We start from the raw sequence: 15,062 nt of genomic DNA, 5'->3' as shown, positions 1-15,062 counted from the left end.
GCGCGGAAGCTGTGCACATTGGCGGGTTGACCCAAACGGCGCAGCGTTAAATTCGATTTTGGTGAGCTTCTGCCATGGCTTAAATGTGCGAAGGGGCAACAAGCCCCTTCGCCAAAGCAAAACCGAGCGCCGGGGCGATCAGCCTGCGAAACTGCCGTTCCGGCGCTTCATGCCGGCAAGGCCGAGCATGCCGAGACCCAATAGCGCCAGGCTGCCGGGTTCCGGCACTGCCGCTTTTTTGTAGCTGATGTTGCCGTCGATCTCGAAATGGTAGTCCTGCACAGCACCATTATCGATGCCATTGGAAAGACCGTTGATGTTGTCCGGACCGTAATCCGGAACCTGTCCGGCCACCACCTGTTCGGGGTTCACCGAATCGAACGGATCGGTGAGGGTGCCGTCGAATGCCAAGCTGATCACCTCCGGCGGACTCAGGAAGAACTCGGGATCGAAGAAATCCACGACCGCGGTGAGCGAGGTGCTGCCGCTGCCGACCAGGGTATCCACGCCGAGGTCATCGTTACCGAACTGGTCCAAAGGCTCGATCACCGGCTCCAGGACGCCATCGCCGTCGAGGTCGGCATTTTGCAGCGTATAGGTCGCCCCCAAGAGCTGCGGGTTCACGGTCGCCTGCAGAATCAGCTTGCCGTCGGCATAGCCGAGACCGCTGTTTCCGGTGGTGCCGTCCGCGTTGATCGTGCCGCCGCTGAAATCGTCGTAGTAGATCGAAATGGTGCCGCCGGTATGATCGAAGGTCACGATATCGGGAACACCGTCGCCGGTGGTATCGATAGCGTTAGAGACGACCTCGTTGAGCGCGCCGCTCAGGGTAAGTTCGAAAGGCCCTGCCGCCCCGGTGGGAAGCGCAATATTGCCTCCGTTGGTCAACAGTTGGCTGATCTCGCTTTGGAAATACGTGGTAAAGGCGGCGCCGCCGGATAGCGGCACGGCGCTTACGGCCAGCGCGTTCCCCGGCAGCGGATCCATTGCATTCAGATCCACCGCGCCATATCCACCGGCGGTTCCGTCGGGATCGAATTTGATGGTATCAGCGTAGGCAGCGCCGGTAAGCCCGAATGCCAACGCAACCCCAAATGCAAGCTTGATTTTGTTCATTTTGGTGTTCATAGATTTTCCTCGGCGAATCGATTCGCCAGTTAAAACGGGTTCCGAATCCAAGGCACGGTACAGTAATAATGTCACTTATACGAGACAGGTTACGGTCACCATGTATCATATGTGAGGCATAGACCATGCCAAAAGTAATAAAATTTTTAGTTTCATATAGATAGGCGCCACCAACGATTCATCGCGGCGACTCGTTTCGAATTCTGTAAAAAAAACTGACAGTGCGCCCCCCGAACGTACGCGGCCTTTTGGCTTTTCTCCTTGTGCGGCGCATCCGCAATCGCCGATAAGGGCAAGCACGCCGGCGGCCGGAATTCTGATCGGGTTCATCCGGTAAAATGCAGCGAATTGGACGCGTCTGCCCCCCTCTCTTCCGGCCGGCCTGGCTTCGCCAACATTTCAAGGAAGCTCTGATCAAGTCTCCAATTCAGAGAACCAACCTGTGCAACTGATTGATCCAACAGGCCCTCACCCAACTCTCTCCCAGAGGGAGAGGGCTTATTCAGAGCTTCCTCAACAGGCTGATTTGGCGCTCGTCAGCACGATGGCGGACAACGGCGCGGTTTCCGCTCCTGGAACAGTGACACGCTCTGGCGGGTCACAGACACCGAACCCGGCCCCACCCAAGCGGCTGGAGCTTGAGCCAAGCCAGGCTGTGAACGTTATGCGTGGGCGGCTATCAAGGCCGATACAGAGGCGGAACGGCTGGGCGCGTTTGTGGTCCGAAGGGCGTTCGGCGGCTGGACAATCTCGCAGAGACACGGATGCTGCCGACCGAGTGCAGGGAAGTTATTGTGCCGCTTATCGCGCACGGAGATCATGGCGGGGGAAAATCAGGACCGGTGTGATGGCAACCGGGATTCTTGCCGATCTTTTGCGATAACCCAAAAAAGCGAAGGGGCAACTGCCCCTCCGCAATCGAAACGTCGAGCGTCCCGGCAATCAGGCGGCAAAGCTTCGGTTCCGGCGCTGAATCCCGGCGAGGCCGAACGCGCCGAGGCTGAGCAGGGCCAGGCTTCCGGGTTCCGGCACCTGCTGTTGAGCATGAAAGCTGAGATTGCCGTCGGTCTCGAAATGGTAGTCCTGCACAACACCGCCATCGGCAAGACCGTTGATATTATCCGGACCGTATTGCGGAACTTGTCCGCCCACCGACTGCTCGGGGTTCACCGAGTCGAACGGATCGGTGAAAGTGCCGTCGAACGCCAAGCTAATCACGTCCGGCGGAGTCAGGAAGAAATCGGGATCGAAGAAGGTCACGTCCGCAGTGAGCGAACTGCTGCCGTTGCCGACCAGGCTATCCACGCCCAAATCATCGCTACCGAACTGATCCAGAGGCTCGATCACCGGCTCCAGGACGCCATCGCCGTCGAGGTCGGCATTTTGCAGCGTATAGGTCGCCGCCAATAGCTGCGGGTTCACGGTCGCCTGCAGAATCAGCTTGCCGTCGGCATAGCCGAGACCGCTGTTTCCGGTGGTGCCGTCCGCATTGATTCCACCGCCGCTGAAATCGTCGTAATAGATCGAGATGGTGCCGCCGGTATGGTCGATATTCACGATATCGGGAATACCGTCGCCGGTGAGGTCCTGGACGTTAGAGACGACCTCGTTGAGCGCCCCGCTCATCGTAATTTCGAAAGGGCCTGCCGCCCCTGAGGGAAGCGGAATAGGGGCTGGGTTAGCTAACAGAACGCTGATCTCGCTTTGGAAATACGTGGTAAACGCAGCACCGACGGATAGCGGCACGGCGCCTACGGCCAGGGCGTTCCCCGGCAGCGGATCCATTGCATTCAGCTCCACGGCGCCAAATCCACCCGCGGTGCCGTCCGGATCGAAAACAATCGTTTGGGCGTAAGCCGCACCAGAGAGCCCGAGTGCCAGCGCGACTCCGAAGGCAAGTTTCAATTTGCTCATTTGAGTACTCCTACAGTTCCTTGGCGAAATACTTCGCCTGTTAAAAACGCGCTATGAACAGAAAAGGATGGCACAGTTGCCATACGTCATCGGTAAAGTACAGTACTGTCACCAGCCAGCATCACACAAGCATAGCCCGTGCCATAAACAAAAATAAACATCATTTCAAACAGATAGATGCAGCCAAGTAACGCTTTCACCCTTCAGCTCGGCATGCGTAAAAAAAACTGACATTGCGTTGCGACAGCAATACGATAAGAAGGCGGAACTCTCGGAGGGATGGTGTACGCAAACTATCTATAATTAGTCTCGAAACGTTCGACTGAAGCGAAAACCGGGATAACACTTCGCCGGTAGCGGTATCCGCATCGCTTTCGCAGTACCGCCCGCATTGCAATCGAGCAGTTCAAATCTTAAAAATCGCGAACGCAGGCACCGCCGCAGGTTACTGTGCATAAAGAAAGTAGAGCCCTATTCGAATCGCCCACACTCCAACCCAATCACGCCGCACTTTCCCTGTGCGGAGCCGCAAGCGGCGCTCACGCGTGCAAATCGGCCTCGCCACGCTTCGCTGGCGAGGCCGGGGCAGCCCGCTCGTCGCATTGCGCCTCGCCCTGCCGATTCGTCCGAGAGGGAAAGGAGGCTCTTGTGGCTTTACTTTCTTGACCATTGGTAATTCGATTGTCACTACGTTCAGCGATAGTTTTTCGAAAAACGGAGGCTTTCCATGGCTAAAAGCGGCAAGACGCCCGCATACTTGTTTTTTTTGGCTGATTTTTCAACCCTGCTGCTGGAAGGAGGACTCTATTTCGTCAGCTTTGCCGCGCCCATTTACGCCATCCAAGCGCTTGGCGTAACCCATCCGCTGGCGCTATTGTTCGCGGCCATCGTCGGCTGGTTGGGCGCCGCCATTGTTTTCATGGGGCTCTTGGTTTTCTTGAAGCGAACCATCGTGGGAGACGTGCCCTATGGCCGGTTTTATCTCACCAGCCCCAAGGCTTATCGCTGGATCGCTGCCGATAGGCTGGTCAAAATCATGATCCGCAGCCCTTTCCGAAATCTGATCAATGAAACCGGCTTCCTGCGCTATCTGTTTTACCGCGGCATGGGCGCGCAGTTCCCCGCGACATTTCTGATGGGCAATGGCGCCAAATTGCCGGAACCCTGGGCGATAACAATGGGCAGCCATGTACATATCGGCGACGAGGCTGTGCTCGCCGGCCATAAGGTTGAAGGAAACGTGGTCACATTGGATCGGATCGAAATCGGCGACAACGTCCTCATTGGGGCGCGTGCCATCGTTTTTCCCGGTGTGACGATCGGAAACGGGGCGATCGTGGGCGCCAACTCCGTCGTGACGCGCGGGACCACGATCGGGCCGGGCGAAATCTGGTCGGGCAATCCGGCACGGAAGATCGAGCGCTTTCGGCTCGCGCCGGCTGCCATGCCAAGCACGAAAGCCCGCGCGGAAGCCGGTTAACCGTTTTTTCGAGAAACCCCAAACCTAACGAGGGACTGTCATGATTCTGGTCATCGGTGCCGGCGCGGCCGGTATGGCCACGGCACTCTCGGCTGCGCTCCGGGGTGCCGATGTGACTCTCGTGGAGAACACGGCCAGTCCCGGCGGAACGGTCGCCCGAAGTCTGATTCACACCCTAGGCGGGTTGTACGACAGTGCGGGACGTTATATTAACTATGGACTAGCCGCGGAACTGGCGGAACGCCTGACGCGTGCCGACCCCCTGGCGCGCCCCAGAAAGATCGGGAAAACCTGGACCCTGAGCGTATCCCCCGAGATTTACCGACGCGTTACGGAAGAATGGCTGGCCAGCCAGGACAGGATCAGGGTGATTTCGAACTGCCGGGTGGCGCGGATAGAAACACAAGCCGGCTCCATTACCGGCGTCGAGTTGCGCCGAGGCGCCAGCCCTTTTTTTATCGAGCCGGAAGCAATGGTGGATACCACCGGCACTGCCGAGGCCATCCGGCTGATCGATCCCGAATTGGTCTTGGACGATTCCGAGCGCGCCGCGGCCGGTTTGATTTTCAGATTGTCCGGGGTGAATCCCGAAGCTCTAAAGTTTCCCGGCAACATCGACCTGCTTCGCCGTATCCGGGCTGCCGCGGAAAAGGGTCTTCTTCCCGACGAGTGCCGTTTCGTGTGGGTCGATAGGGGCGTCAGCGACACCGAGGCCTATCTCAAGCTCTCCGTTCCGCTGGGCGCAGACTGGCGCAACTCGGCCGCCTCGGCAGAACTGGCAATTGCCGGGGAGAAAATCCTGAATTCGGTGCTAGCCTTTTTGAAGGAACGCGCGGAATTCTCGGAAGCGGAGGTATCCGGCAGGGGCGAACTTGGCGTTCGGGAAGGTGGCCGCATCCGGGGTGAATACTGCCTGACGGCGGATGACGTACGATCGGGGCGAAAATTCGCCGATGCCGCCTGCCGCTGCTGCTGGCCGATTGAATACTGGAATCCGCGATCAGGTGTGGAACTCGAGTACCTGCCGTCCGATATGTATTATGAAATACCGTTACGTTCACTTAAGGTTTCCAACTTGCGAAATGTTTGGGCTGCCGGCAAATGCCTCTCGGCCGAACGGCTCGCCCAGGCGTCGGCCCGTGTCGTCGGCTGTTGCTGGGCGATGGGAGAAGCCGTGGGAAATGCAATAGCTTCTGGCAATAAGGAGGCAGAATGAATCTGGTGGATGTTTTCAGACTGACTGCCGAAAGGCAGCCGGATCACCCGGCCATTATCGGCCCCGGCGAACAGGATATGCTGCTTTATTCCGAATTGCAGCAGAAGATCGAAGTTTTGGCCGAGCAACTAAAGGCTTTGGGGATAGAACCCGGCGCATCGGTAGGGCTCCATTATCCGAGCGGCCGAGAATACATACTTTTGACTTACGCGGTCTGGAGCTGTGGTGGCTGCATCGTCCCTATCGCGACGGAGCTGCTGCCCACGGAAAAACTCAAGATCGTTCGCGAAATACACATGGACTGGGTGATTTCCGAAGCGAAAAGTGCAAATGTCATCGAACCGTGCTGCGAGGGAGCCGCCAGGACGATCGCCCCTGAAATCGTGCTTCTCCGGGCAAAAAGCTTTCGCGAGCATCCAGGGGATTTCTCCGGAACCAATGCCGCTTTCCTGCGATTTACTTCCGGCACCACCGGTACATCCAAAGGTGTCGTACTTTCGCACGAAACCATTTTGGAACGCATCAAGGCAGCCAATGATGTTCTCGAAATCGGGCCGCGGGACCGGGTCATCTGGCTGCTCTCCATGTCTTATCATTTTGCCGTTTCCATCGTCGCCTATCTCAGCTTCGGGGCAACGACCGTTCTTTGCAAGAACCATCTCGGGCGCACCATCATCGAGACCGCTCGAGTCAACGAAGGCACTTTGATCTACGGCTCGCCGGTCCACTACGAAATGATGGCCCATGATCGCGGCTCGGCAATGCTTCCAAGCCTCAGACTCGCCATTTCCACGGCCAGTTCTCTGCGCAAGGACATCGCGGATGCTTTTTCGCGGCGGTTCGGAAAACCGCTCAGTGAAGCCTATGGCATCATCGAAGTGGGTCTCCCCTGCATCAATATCGACAATCCGTCCGAAAAGCGCGGCTCGGTGGGAAAACTGCTGCCGGCATACCAGCTCAGGCTGGATGACATAGGGCTGGGTGACGAGATGAAAGCAATCAGGCTGAAAGGTCCCGGATTTCTCGACGCCTACTACGAACCCTGGCAGCCCCGTCCGGAAATCATGAAAGACGGCTGGTTCGCGAGCGGAGACCTGGGCCGGCTGGACGAAGACGGTTACCTTTACATTCTCGGACGTTCCAAGGAAATGGTGAACGTTGCCGGGATGAAATTTTTTCCTCAGGAGGTGGAAGCGGCGCTCGCGCTCCATCCATCTATCCGCGAGGCGTGCGTATATTCCCACCCGCATAAGCGGCTCGGCGAAGTCGCTCATGCCCAGGTCGTACTGGCCGAGGGAATTGAAGCCCCCCCCGCGGAAGCGGAATTGATAGAACATTGCGCAAACCACCTGGCGCCCTTCAAAGTGCCGGAAAAAATAGAATACGTGCGTGCCTTAGCGAAAACCGCAAGCGGCAAATTGATCCGGCGAGAGCTTTCGCCAAGAGATATTCAACCTTAAGGAGGACTGATGGCAATCCAAGATGATCTTCGAAGCTATATCTTGAGCGAACATATGCGCGGAGAGGACCCGAGCCTCCTCGGCGACACCGATGATTTAATCGAAACCGGCGTACTCGATTCCCTTGCCATCATGAAATTGATCTCGCATTTGGAAAAGACCTACGGCGTTGAGATCGACATCGGGGAGGTCGTTCCCGAAAACTTCGGTTCGGTGGCGAACCTGGCCGATTATGTGGCGCAGAAACTAGCGAAAACCTAGGCTGAAGTAGGGATCTTTCCGGTTTTCAGCACGCTTTCCAGCAAAGCATTGAAGCGCCTTTCGGCGTTATATCGAGCAAAGGATCGAGACAGCTGCTCGGCATGATCCTTATAGTTTTTGCCGGACAGCAGTTCCAATACAGCCTCGCGTATCACCGCCGGATTGACCTGAGCCGCATGCAGCGTTCTTCCCGCACCTGCCCGCTGTATCGCATCCATATTGAGGCATTGATCCATATTGCCGACGAGACCCAGAACGGGAGTTCCGGTAGCCAGTGCTTGCTGGGTGGTGGGACTTCCCCCGTTACAGATGACCAGACTTGCCCGCGCCGAGGCCTCTGTTCCCGGAAGGTAATCCTCCAGGAAGGCATTTTCCGGAACCTTCCTGATATCTGTGTGCCCCGCCGTCGCCCCCACTACCGTGATCGGCAGATCGGCAAGCGCCTCCAATACCAGCGCCAGCAATCGAGCTTGTCCCGAACTGCCTAAGGTTACATAAACCACCGGATTCTCGTCCGGGACCCGATGCCACCACGCCGGCAACGAAATATCCGGCGACCACAACACCGGCCCGAGAAAATGATGGTTCGAGGGCAAATCCGCCATGGATACGAGTTCGGGTATATCCGAATACAAGGTGTAATCGGCGTGGGTGTACGTTCGCCGCAAGTCTAAACCGAGGTTGGGCAAACCGTAATACCGCCGAACACGCGCCAAGGGCAAGGCATGGTAGGCAAAGGCCACGGGCCGGACGAGGTCAAATAAGCCTTGCGCCGCGCGCACACCCAACACCCGGGTTATGGGGAGGTCGGGCACCGGAAAGGTCAAGCGCGCGTAAGGACTCCAATAGGCATTGGTAATTGCCATGTAGGGAATGCCCGCAAGCTGGGCGCTCACCGCAAGAGACAAGCGGAAGTCGCCGATGACAAGCTCGGGATTGATGTCCTTGATCAGGGCCAGGTCGTCCCTGACATAAGCGTGCAGCGTGTGGATATCATAGACGGGAACGGCTTTGGCCACGGCATCGAGAAATCGCTTGCTGGCAATGGTATTTAACGGATGCCAAACGAACGGAAGTTCTCCGATCAGCCCGCGGTATCTCGAATCGGAGGCGAAATGAACCTCGTATAACGCGGGATCGAGAGCTTTGGCCAAGGCCGTTGGTCTCGCCACATGGGCCAAGGTAACCGCCTCGGCAAAGAAAAGGACCCGTCGCCGGCTCCGCGCACCGGAGTTTGCCGTGTCGTTCATTGGCTCAGCTGCCGAGTTGGCTCAGGAGTGACCGAGCGGCCTTTTGTTCGGGGAACGGTTTCTTTTCGCCGAGAAGCGCACTGAGCACTCTGCGAGCCTCGGCCTTATTGCCGCTTCCGGCCAACGCCCGCGCCAACCGGTAACGGATACTCAAACTTTGGGGTGTAATTTCAGAAGCCTGGCGCAACAATCGTTCCGCTCGCTCGAACTGATTCTGCTCCAGCAATATCGTTCCAAGCGTGTCCATGATCATTGCGCCGTTGGGCGCGAGCTCGAACGCTTTTTCGGCATACTTCAACGCCAGCGCCGGCTTTTCCTTTCGCAGCAGCCAAGCGAGGTTGTTGAGCACTATAATGTTGTTCGGAGCAAGTTCATTCAGCTTGGTGAAAGCTGTCTTTGCCTGCGACTCACGACCGAAAGTGAGATATGCATTGGCCAAGGAAAACTGCACCTGGACATCCTCGGGGTTGTCTTTGAGCCATTTTTCCAAGGTGGCCAAACCGCCCTCCATATCTTTGTCCAGCCACTGAGCTTCGGCGAGATTGACCGTCCAATTGCTGTTGGGATAACGCTGCAGCGCCGCCGTAAACGCCGCAATCGCTTCCTTGGCCTTCTGCTGGCGCATTGCCAGCCAACCTTCAAGGCCGAAGATTTCAGGATTCTCCGGTTGAGCCTGCTTTAATTCCCCGAACAGTTTCTCTGCTTCCCGAGGCTTGTTGTCCAACATCAACCGGCGCGTCATCGCCACCTTGGACAGGAGATGCCCGGGATTCAGTCTAAGCGCTTCTTTCAGTTCGGCTCGCACCCGTTCGCTATTATTTGCAGCCGCATGAGCTTTCGCCAGGAGGTAATGAGCCTGTGCGGACTCGGGCTGGACAGTGACCAAACGCTGAAAGGCGTTTAGGGCATTAGCGGTTTCACCCACGATCAATTGAGCTTCGCCGATGACGGCCAGCAAGGACGGATGATTCGGATAACGTTCTTTGATTTGACGAACGATCTCCAGAGATCGGGTGGGCTGACTGTATTGCAAGTAGTATCGAGCAAGGATGAGGTTCGGTTGCAAAGATTGGGGATACGCCTTTACCGCCTGGTTTAGAGCGGCCTCCGCTTTCGCCCTGTCGCCGGCCAGAGCGCTGATCTCGCTCAATTTGATGAGCGTTTCCAAGTGATCGGGATGAACGTTTATGACTTGCTGAAAATATTGGCGCGCCTCGTCGAGCTTTTTGCTCTTTATGGCAAGAGCCGCCAGGTGGTGGGCGGCCGTAGGGTCGCCCGGCGAAAGCTTCAGGGCTTCCTTGAAGGCAGCCTCGGCTCCGGAATGATCGCCTTGCCCCGCCCTGGCTATGCCTTCCAGATTCATCGGCACCGGATTATTCGGCATTTTCTTCTTGAGTTCGCCAACTCTCTCTAACGCTTTGTCGAATTCTTTCGCCCGAATTTGACTCAAAATCAACAGTACGTTCGTTTGATCGGTCTCCGGATCGAGTTCCACCGCGGTTTCGAGCGTTTCGAGCCCTTCTTGTTCGTCGCCCGTGGTGAGCAAACCCAACCCCAACTGCACACGCGCGCTTGCCGAATTCGGACTCAGCTCGGTAACTTTCCGCAGATATTCCAATCCCTTGGCACTTTCCCCCAAGGCAAACTCGATATTTCCCATCAACCGAAGCGAAGCGGCATCCTCCGGAAACTGGTCCACAACCGGCTGCAAGAGCTTTTTTGCCGCAACATAATCCTTTTGCCTGAACTTGCTCAACGCCAGCATCTGATAAACCTTCACCGATCGCGGGGCGGCCCGCATGAACCGCATGAGATTCTGATCCGCCTGCGACAAATGATTTTGCATCAAATGGCTCACGCCGAGAAAATAGGTCGTAAGCAAATGGCGTTCGTTCAATTTCGAAGACCGCTCGAATGCGGCCTGGGCTTCCGGGTATTTGCGTTGACGCAGCGCGAGCAGTCCATCGGCATAATGCGTAAGAAACAGCTTGGATGCTTCTTTCTTCAAGATCTCGATATCGTTTCTGGCCCCCTCGAGATCTTTTCGGCCAAGGCGTACCAAAGCTCGATTAGCCCGGTCTACCTGGTTCCGGAGGCGCAACTCCAGAGCTTTGCTGTAGCTGGCTTCGGCTTTTTCCAATTCATTCCCGGATTGGTATAGGTCTCCCTGAAAACTCCAGATTTTTGCCTCTTCGGGAGCAATCTGCAAAGCTTCCTCGCTCAGCTGCAACGCCTTGTCGACTTCTCTCTTCATGGCGGCCAGGCGAGCCAGTCCCAACTTGCCCAAAGCGGAGCTTGAATCCAGCTGCAGCGCTTTTTCGTATTCACCGCGGGCCTGGTCGACTTTGTTCAAAGCGAGCCACGCATTGCCGCGGTAAGCAGCCAGCTTGGCCTGATCCGTGACATCGAGCCCCGCCGGCACATCGACCTGATCCAGAATCGCCTGGTGCTTTCCCTGAAGCGCCATTGCTTCGACCAGGTGCAGCAAGACGGCTTCACGCGCCACACCCAGCTCGATGGATTTCCGGAGTTCTTTCTCGGCCGCCTCGCCGTTGCCGATCACGACGTTGATTTCACCCAGAAGCCGGCGGGCTTCCGCATTACCGGGATTCTTTTCCAGCGCACTCTTCAACTCGATCGAACTGCTGCGATAGTCGTTCTTATCCAAATATTCCTTCGCCCTGGCGACATGCTCGGCATCGGTGGCTTCGTGGAAAAGATTGCAGCCGGTCAAGGCCAGTCCAAGTGAGAGAGCAAGAACGTGTTTGCATGATTTGCCGATGCGCTTTTGGTTCATAAGTCGTTTCTAACCCGGATGGAAAAAATAGTTGGGCCGCAAATATAGCAACCGTACCGGACAATGATCACCAAAAAGAACTACGTATATAGTAGGTGACATTAATCTGCTTTTCCAAAAGCCGGGATGTGACAGCCTATTTCTTGCGGGCAACGATAACGCCGTCGCGCGTCGGATTGATGGACGCATCGAATTCCGGATCATCGAAAGTGAGTCGGTTGTGTTCGCGGATGGCGTCGGTCCAGCCGGGAACGATGTCGACCGGGTTTTCGACCGTTACACGTCCATGCCATAAGACATTGTCCGCGATATACAGGCCGCCACGCCGGATACGTCCCCGAGCAAGACGCCATACCTCGGGATAGTCGCCCTTGTCGACATCGTTATAGCAGATATCGAACTCCCCTTCGGTGAACTGAAAGACGGACTGTGCAAAACCGGTACGAAAATCGACACGCTCCCACAGCCCGGCCCGGCGTAGAAAATGCTCCGCTTTGGAACGATTGTCCGGATCAGCGTCGCTGCAGATCACTTGCCCCTCCGGACCGACGGCATCCGCGAACCAATAAGCGGAATAACCGTAGCCACTGCCGAATTCGAACACCCTCTTCGCCCCGATGCTCTTGGCGATCATTTTCAGGAACAATCCGACCAGGCGTCCGACGATGGGAAAATTCTGCCGGCGGGCCAACTCTTCCATCTCCAGAAGAACCGGGGTATCGGTCGAACCGGCGAGATCATCCAGGTAGCGCTGTATCTCCGGATGTACCGGAGACAGCACGGTTGGATTTAGTTCAGAAGGATCTTTGATGTCGGTCATACCGTTACTCCTTGAAACGTGCCAACAAAGTCGATGTTCAGGGGTCCAGATTCTTTATGGAAACCCTGATTAAGCCTCCAATTCGGCGAAGCGATCTTTGCAACTGATTGATCCAACAGGCCCTCACCCAACCCTCTCCCAGAGAGAGAGGGCGTATTCAAAGTTTCCTTAACTGATTCGATCGGATCCGGCACACCGGTATCCCCCGAGCCGCATCGGAATTATCCAGGACACGTCGGTTGATCCGGATAGGGGGCCGTCCGGCCGGACTGCCGAATCGGACCAGCGGAAAGAGATAGGTCGGCCGATGTCGAGAGAAAGGATGGATGAGTCCTTTCGCTTCGGCAGAAGACACTTAACGGGTAGCCCGGCCATTTTTGAATGCGGGCTAATAACCGCCACGCCTCAGCAGCGCAATTGCTTGTAGTAGTTGACCAGACCGTTGGTGGATGGGTCATGGGATGCAACCGGGTTGTCGTCGGCGAGTTCCGAAAGAATGGTTCGGGCCAGCCGCTTGCCGAGTTCGACCCCCATCTGATCGAAAGAGTTGATATTCCAGATAGCGCCCTGCGTGAATATCTTGTGCTCGTACAGCGCGATCAGAGAACCCAGGGTTTCCGGGGTCAACTTCCGATATAGAATCGAGTTGGATGGCTTGTTGCCCGGGAACGATTTCGCGGCTGCCAATTCCGCCAGCTTCCCGCCGGTTATTTCCCCGCCTTCCAGTTCAGCCTTCGCTTCATCGAAGGTCTTGCCCCGCATCAAGGCCTCCGGCTGGGCGAGAAAATTAGAAATCAGGATCTCATGATGCCGGCCGAGGCCATGCTGGCTCTGCGCAGCGGCGAGAAAGTCACACGGTATCAGCTTTCGGCTCTGATGGATCAACTGATAAAAGGCATGTTGCCCGTTAGTACCGGGCTGGCCGAAGATGATCGGGCCGGTGCCGTAGTCGATCGCGTTGCCCTGGATATCCACCATCTTGCCGTTGCTTTCCATGTCCACCTGCTGCAGATGGGCGGGCAACTCTTGCAAATACTGATCGTATGGCAGGATGGCATAGGATTCGGCGCCGAAAAAATTGGCGTACCAGATGCCGAGCAATCCCATGAGCACCGGAATATTCCGTTCGAAGGGCTCGGTTCGGAAGTGCTCGTCCACCTTGTGCGCACCGGCCAGCAGCGCTTCGAACGCTTCCATGCCGACCGCCAAGGCAATAGGCAGGCCGATGGCAGACCATAGCGAATACCGGCCGCCGACCCAATCCCAAAACTCGAACATATTGGCCGTATCGATACCGAATTCGGCCACTTTCTCGGCATTGGTGGAGACCGCCACGAAATGCTTGGCGATTGCGGCTTGATCGTTGATTTTGGCCAGGAACCATTGCCGAGCCGATCGGGCATTGGTCATGGTTTCCTGTGTCGTGAAAGTCTTTGACGAGACGCAGAACAGCGTCGTCTCCGGGTCCAGGCAGCTCAGATTCTCCACCAGGTCCGCCTCATCCACGTTGGACACGAAGCGAACGCGCAACCGGGGCTGCGTATAGGGCGACAGTGCCTTCACCACCATTTTGGGCCCCAGATCGGAACCGCCGATTCCGATGTTCACCACATCGGTGATGGCCTTGCCGGTGCAGCCCCGCCATTCACCGGAACGGACCAAGTCGCTGAATCGACGCATCTGGTCCAGAACCCGGTTGACATCGGGCACCACGTCCTCGCCATCGACCGGAATGGGGCGGTTGGAGCGATTGCGCAAGGCCACGTGCAAGACTGCGCGATCTTCGGTAACATTGATTTTGTCGCCGCGGAACATGGCCGAGATCTTCTCTCTCAATCCGGCTTGCCGGGCGAGTTCGAGCAACAGCGTCACGGTTTGGTCCGTGATTCTGTTCTTGGAATAATCAAACAGAATGTCGTCTAGGCGCAGCGAGAACCGCTCGAAACGCTGCGGGTCGGCAGCGAACAGATCCCGCATGTGGAGATTGCTGATTTCACGGAAATGCCGGTCGAGCGACTGCCAGGCCGGAAGGCGGGAAGGTTGGGTCATCTACAGGATCCAAGTTCGTTATTTTCTCCCCAAAATGCTACTACAGGCAACGAAGTGAATAAATCATGAATAACCGGGATTCCGGTAACGAGACCGAAAATCCCGGTTATGAACCGATTTAAGCCGCGAAACAAGGCGAATCGCAGTCCTTAGCCATTAGCGTCAGGCGACGCCCTTCTCGTTAAAGAACGGACCGTAACGTTTGTCGATGTTCGGAATGTGATTAACGAGCCAATCCTTGACAAAGGTCGTGGTTTCCGGAGTGATTTCGAGCGCACCGGCATGGAATTTCTTTTGAACATCCAGGCAGGTCTGCACCAATTCGTCGTGCTTGGCCTTGTGCGCCGCGAAGTCCGGATAACCGTGAGCCTGCATCAGATCTTCTTCGGTTTTGAAATGCATGGCCACATAATCGATCAGCGCATCCAGCTGGCGCCCGACCGCTTGCCGGTCACCGGATGCGAGGCTGTCGTGCAAACCGTTCAACATGGAAAAGATTTCCTGATGTTGATGGTCGGCTTCGCTGACGTTTGTTCCAAATGCTTCTTTAGTCCACTCTAATAGGGCCATCGGATATGTCTCCTGAATATGAAATTGTTCAGTGATCTGTACGCCGAATAGGCCGGGGCAATTTATAACGGCCGGGTCGATGGCTTTTTGATTTATGTCAATTCAGTGCGTTTTACT

12 protein-coding genes are annotated in these 15,062 nt (G+C 56.3%); 4 read left to right on the top strand and 8 right to left on the bottom strand.

What is annotated here, in order from left to right; genetic code table 11:
* Positions 1–138: 138 nt before the first annotated feature.
* From sS8_RS19470 to sS8_RS19465, 3 genes are all read right to left on the bottom strand, one after another.
* Entirely contained in the window at positions 139–1,128 is a 990-nt protein-coding gene (locus sS8_RS19470) for a PEP-CTERM sorting domain-containing protein (RefSeq protein ID WP_119631219.1), read from the bottom strand.
* A 105-nt stretch (positions 1,129–1,233) separates the two neighbouring features.
* A complete protein-coding gene (locus sS8_RS27755) occupies positions 1,234–1,458 on the bottom strand; it encodes a hypothetical protein (RefSeq protein WP_145986616.1) in 225 nt (74 codons plus the stop codon).
* Between the two features lie 612 nt (positions 1,459–2,070).
* Positions 2,071–3,042 (bottom strand): PEP-CTERM sorting domain-containing protein, encoded by a 972-nt coding sequence (locus sS8_RS19465; RefSeq protein ID WP_119631218.1) that lies wholly within the window; start codon positions 3,040–3,042, stop codon positions 2,071–2,073.
* Positions 3,043–3,769: 727 nt separating this feature from the next.
* Here sS8_RS19465 and sS8_RS19460 point away from each other — a divergent pair.
* The 4 genes from sS8_RS19460 to sS8_RS19445 are packed head-to-tail and all read left to right on the top strand — an operon-like array spanning position 3,770 to position 7,459.
* On the top strand, positions 3,770–4,522 hold the full coding sequence (locus sS8_RS19460; RefSeq protein WP_119631217.1) for a DapH/DapD/GlmU-related protein: 753 nt from the start codon (positions 3,770–3,772) through the stop codon (positions 4,520–4,522).
* Between the two features lie 40 nt (positions 4,523–4,562).
* Positions 4,563–5,738: an FAD-dependent oxidoreductase gene (locus sS8_RS19455; RefSeq protein WP_119631216.1), complete on the top strand. Its 1,176-nt coding sequence runs from the start codon at positions 4,563–4,565 to the stop codon at positions 5,736–5,738.
* On the top strand, positions 5,735–7,198 hold the full coding sequence (locus sS8_RS19450; RefSeq protein ID WP_119631215.1) for a class I adenylate-forming enzyme family protein: 1,464 nt from the start codon (positions 5,735–5,737) through the stop codon (positions 7,196–7,198). The genes sS8_RS19455 and sS8_RS19450 overlap by 4 nt, the downstream gene beginning before the upstream one ends.
* 9 nt (positions 7,199–7,207) lie before the next feature.
* Positions 7,208–7,459 carry an acyl carrier protein gene (locus sS8_RS19445; RefSeq protein ID WP_119631214.1) on the top strand — a complete coding sequence of 84 codons (252 nt, stop codon included), beginning with the start codon at positions 7,208–7,210 and terminating at the stop codon, positions 7,457–7,459.
* Here sS8_RS19445 and sS8_RS19440 read toward each other — a convergent pair.
* From sS8_RS19440 to sS8_RS19420, 5 genes are all read right to left on the bottom strand, one after another.
* Entirely contained in the window at positions 7,456–8,709 is a 1,254-nt protein-coding gene (locus sS8_RS19440; protein ID WP_119631213.1) for a glycosyltransferase, read from the bottom strand. The genes sS8_RS19445 and sS8_RS19440 overlap by 4 nt on opposite strands.
* Positions 8,710–8,713: 4 nt before the next feature.
* Entirely contained in the window at positions 8,714–11,506 is a 2,793-nt protein-coding gene (gene prsT / locus sS8_RS19435) for an XrtA/PEP-CTERM system TPR-repeat protein PrsT (RefSeq protein ID WP_119631212.1), read from the bottom strand.
* A 136-nt stretch (positions 11,507–11,642) separates the two neighbouring features.
* Positions 11,643–12,326, bottom strand: a complete 684-nt coding sequence (locus tag sS8_RS19430) for an O-methyltransferase (RefSeq protein ID WP_119631211.1) — start codon at positions 12,324–12,326, stop codon at positions 11,643–11,645.
* 405 nt (positions 12,327–12,731) lie between these two features.
* Positions 12,732–14,375: a glucose-6-phosphate isomerase gene (pgi, locus tag sS8_RS19425; protein WP_119631210.1), complete on the bottom strand. Its 1,644-nt coding sequence runs from the start codon at positions 14,373–14,375 to the stop codon at positions 12,732–12,734.
* A 162-nt stretch (positions 14,376–14,537) separates the two neighbouring features.
* Positions 14,538–14,945 carry a bacteriohemerythrin gene (locus sS8_RS19420; RefSeq protein ID WP_119631209.1) on the bottom strand — a complete coding sequence of 136 codons (408 nt, stop codon included), beginning with the start codon at positions 14,943–14,945 and terminating at the stop codon, positions 14,538–14,540.
* Positions 14,946–15,062: the final 117 nt, after the last annotated feature.

This window comes from Methylocaldum marinum (assembly GCF_003584645.1).
Classification (GTDB): Bacteria; Pseudomonadota; Gammaproteobacteria; order Methylococcales; family Methylococcaceae; genus Methylocaldum; species Methylocaldum marinum.
The sequence above is the reverse complement of the archived record's forward strand: the minus strand, read 5'-3'. Positions and strand labels throughout refer to the sequence as shown.

Bases quoted from the DNA above. Each gene is read 5' to 3' on its own strand.
- sS8_RS19470 (WP_119631219.1), bottom strand. From the start codon at position 1,128: ATGAACACCAAAATGAACAAAATCAAGCTTGCATTTGGGGTTGCGTTG.
- sS8_RS27755 (WP_145986616.1), bottom strand. From the start codon at position 1,458: ATGAACCCGATCAGAATTCCGGCCGCCGGCGTGCTTGCCCTTATCGGC.
- sS8_RS19465 (WP_119631218.1), bottom strand. From the start codon at position 3,042: ATGAGCAAATTGAAACTTGCCTTCGGAGTCGCGCTGGCACTCGGGCTC.
- sS8_RS19460 (WP_119631217.1), top strand. From the start codon at position 3,770: ATGGCTAAAAGCGGCAAGACGCCCGCATACTTGTTTTTTTTGGCTGAT.
- sS8_RS19455 (WP_119631216.1), top strand. From the start codon at position 4,563: ATGATTCTGGTCATCGGTGCCGGCGCGGCCGGTATGGCCACGGCACTC.
- sS8_RS19450 (WP_119631215.1), top strand. From the start codon at position 5,735: ATGAATCTGGTGGATGTTTTCAGACTGACTGCCGAAAGGCAGCCGGAT.
- sS8_RS19445 (WP_119631214.1), top strand. From the start codon at position 7,208: ATGGCAATCCAAGATGATCTTCGAAGCTATATCTTGAGCGAACATATG.
- sS8_RS19440 (WP_119631213.1), bottom strand. From the start codon at position 8,709: ATGAACGACACGGCAAACTCCGGTGCGCGGAGCCGGCGACGGGTCCTT.
- prsT (WP_119631212.1), bottom strand. From the start codon at position 11,506: ATGAACCAAAAGCGCATCGGCAAATCATGCAAACACGTTCTTGCTCTC.
- sS8_RS19430 (WP_119631211.1), bottom strand. From the start codon at position 12,326: ATGACCGACATCAAAGATCCTTCTGAACTAAATCCAACCGTGCTGTCT.
- pgi (WP_119631210.1), bottom strand. From the start codon at position 14,375: ATGACCCAACCTTCCCGCCTTCCGGCCTGGCAGTCGCTCGACCGGCAT.
- sS8_RS19420 (WP_119631209.1), bottom strand. From the start codon at position 14,945: ATGGCCCTATTAGAGTGGACTAAAGAAGCATTTGGAACAAACGTCAGC.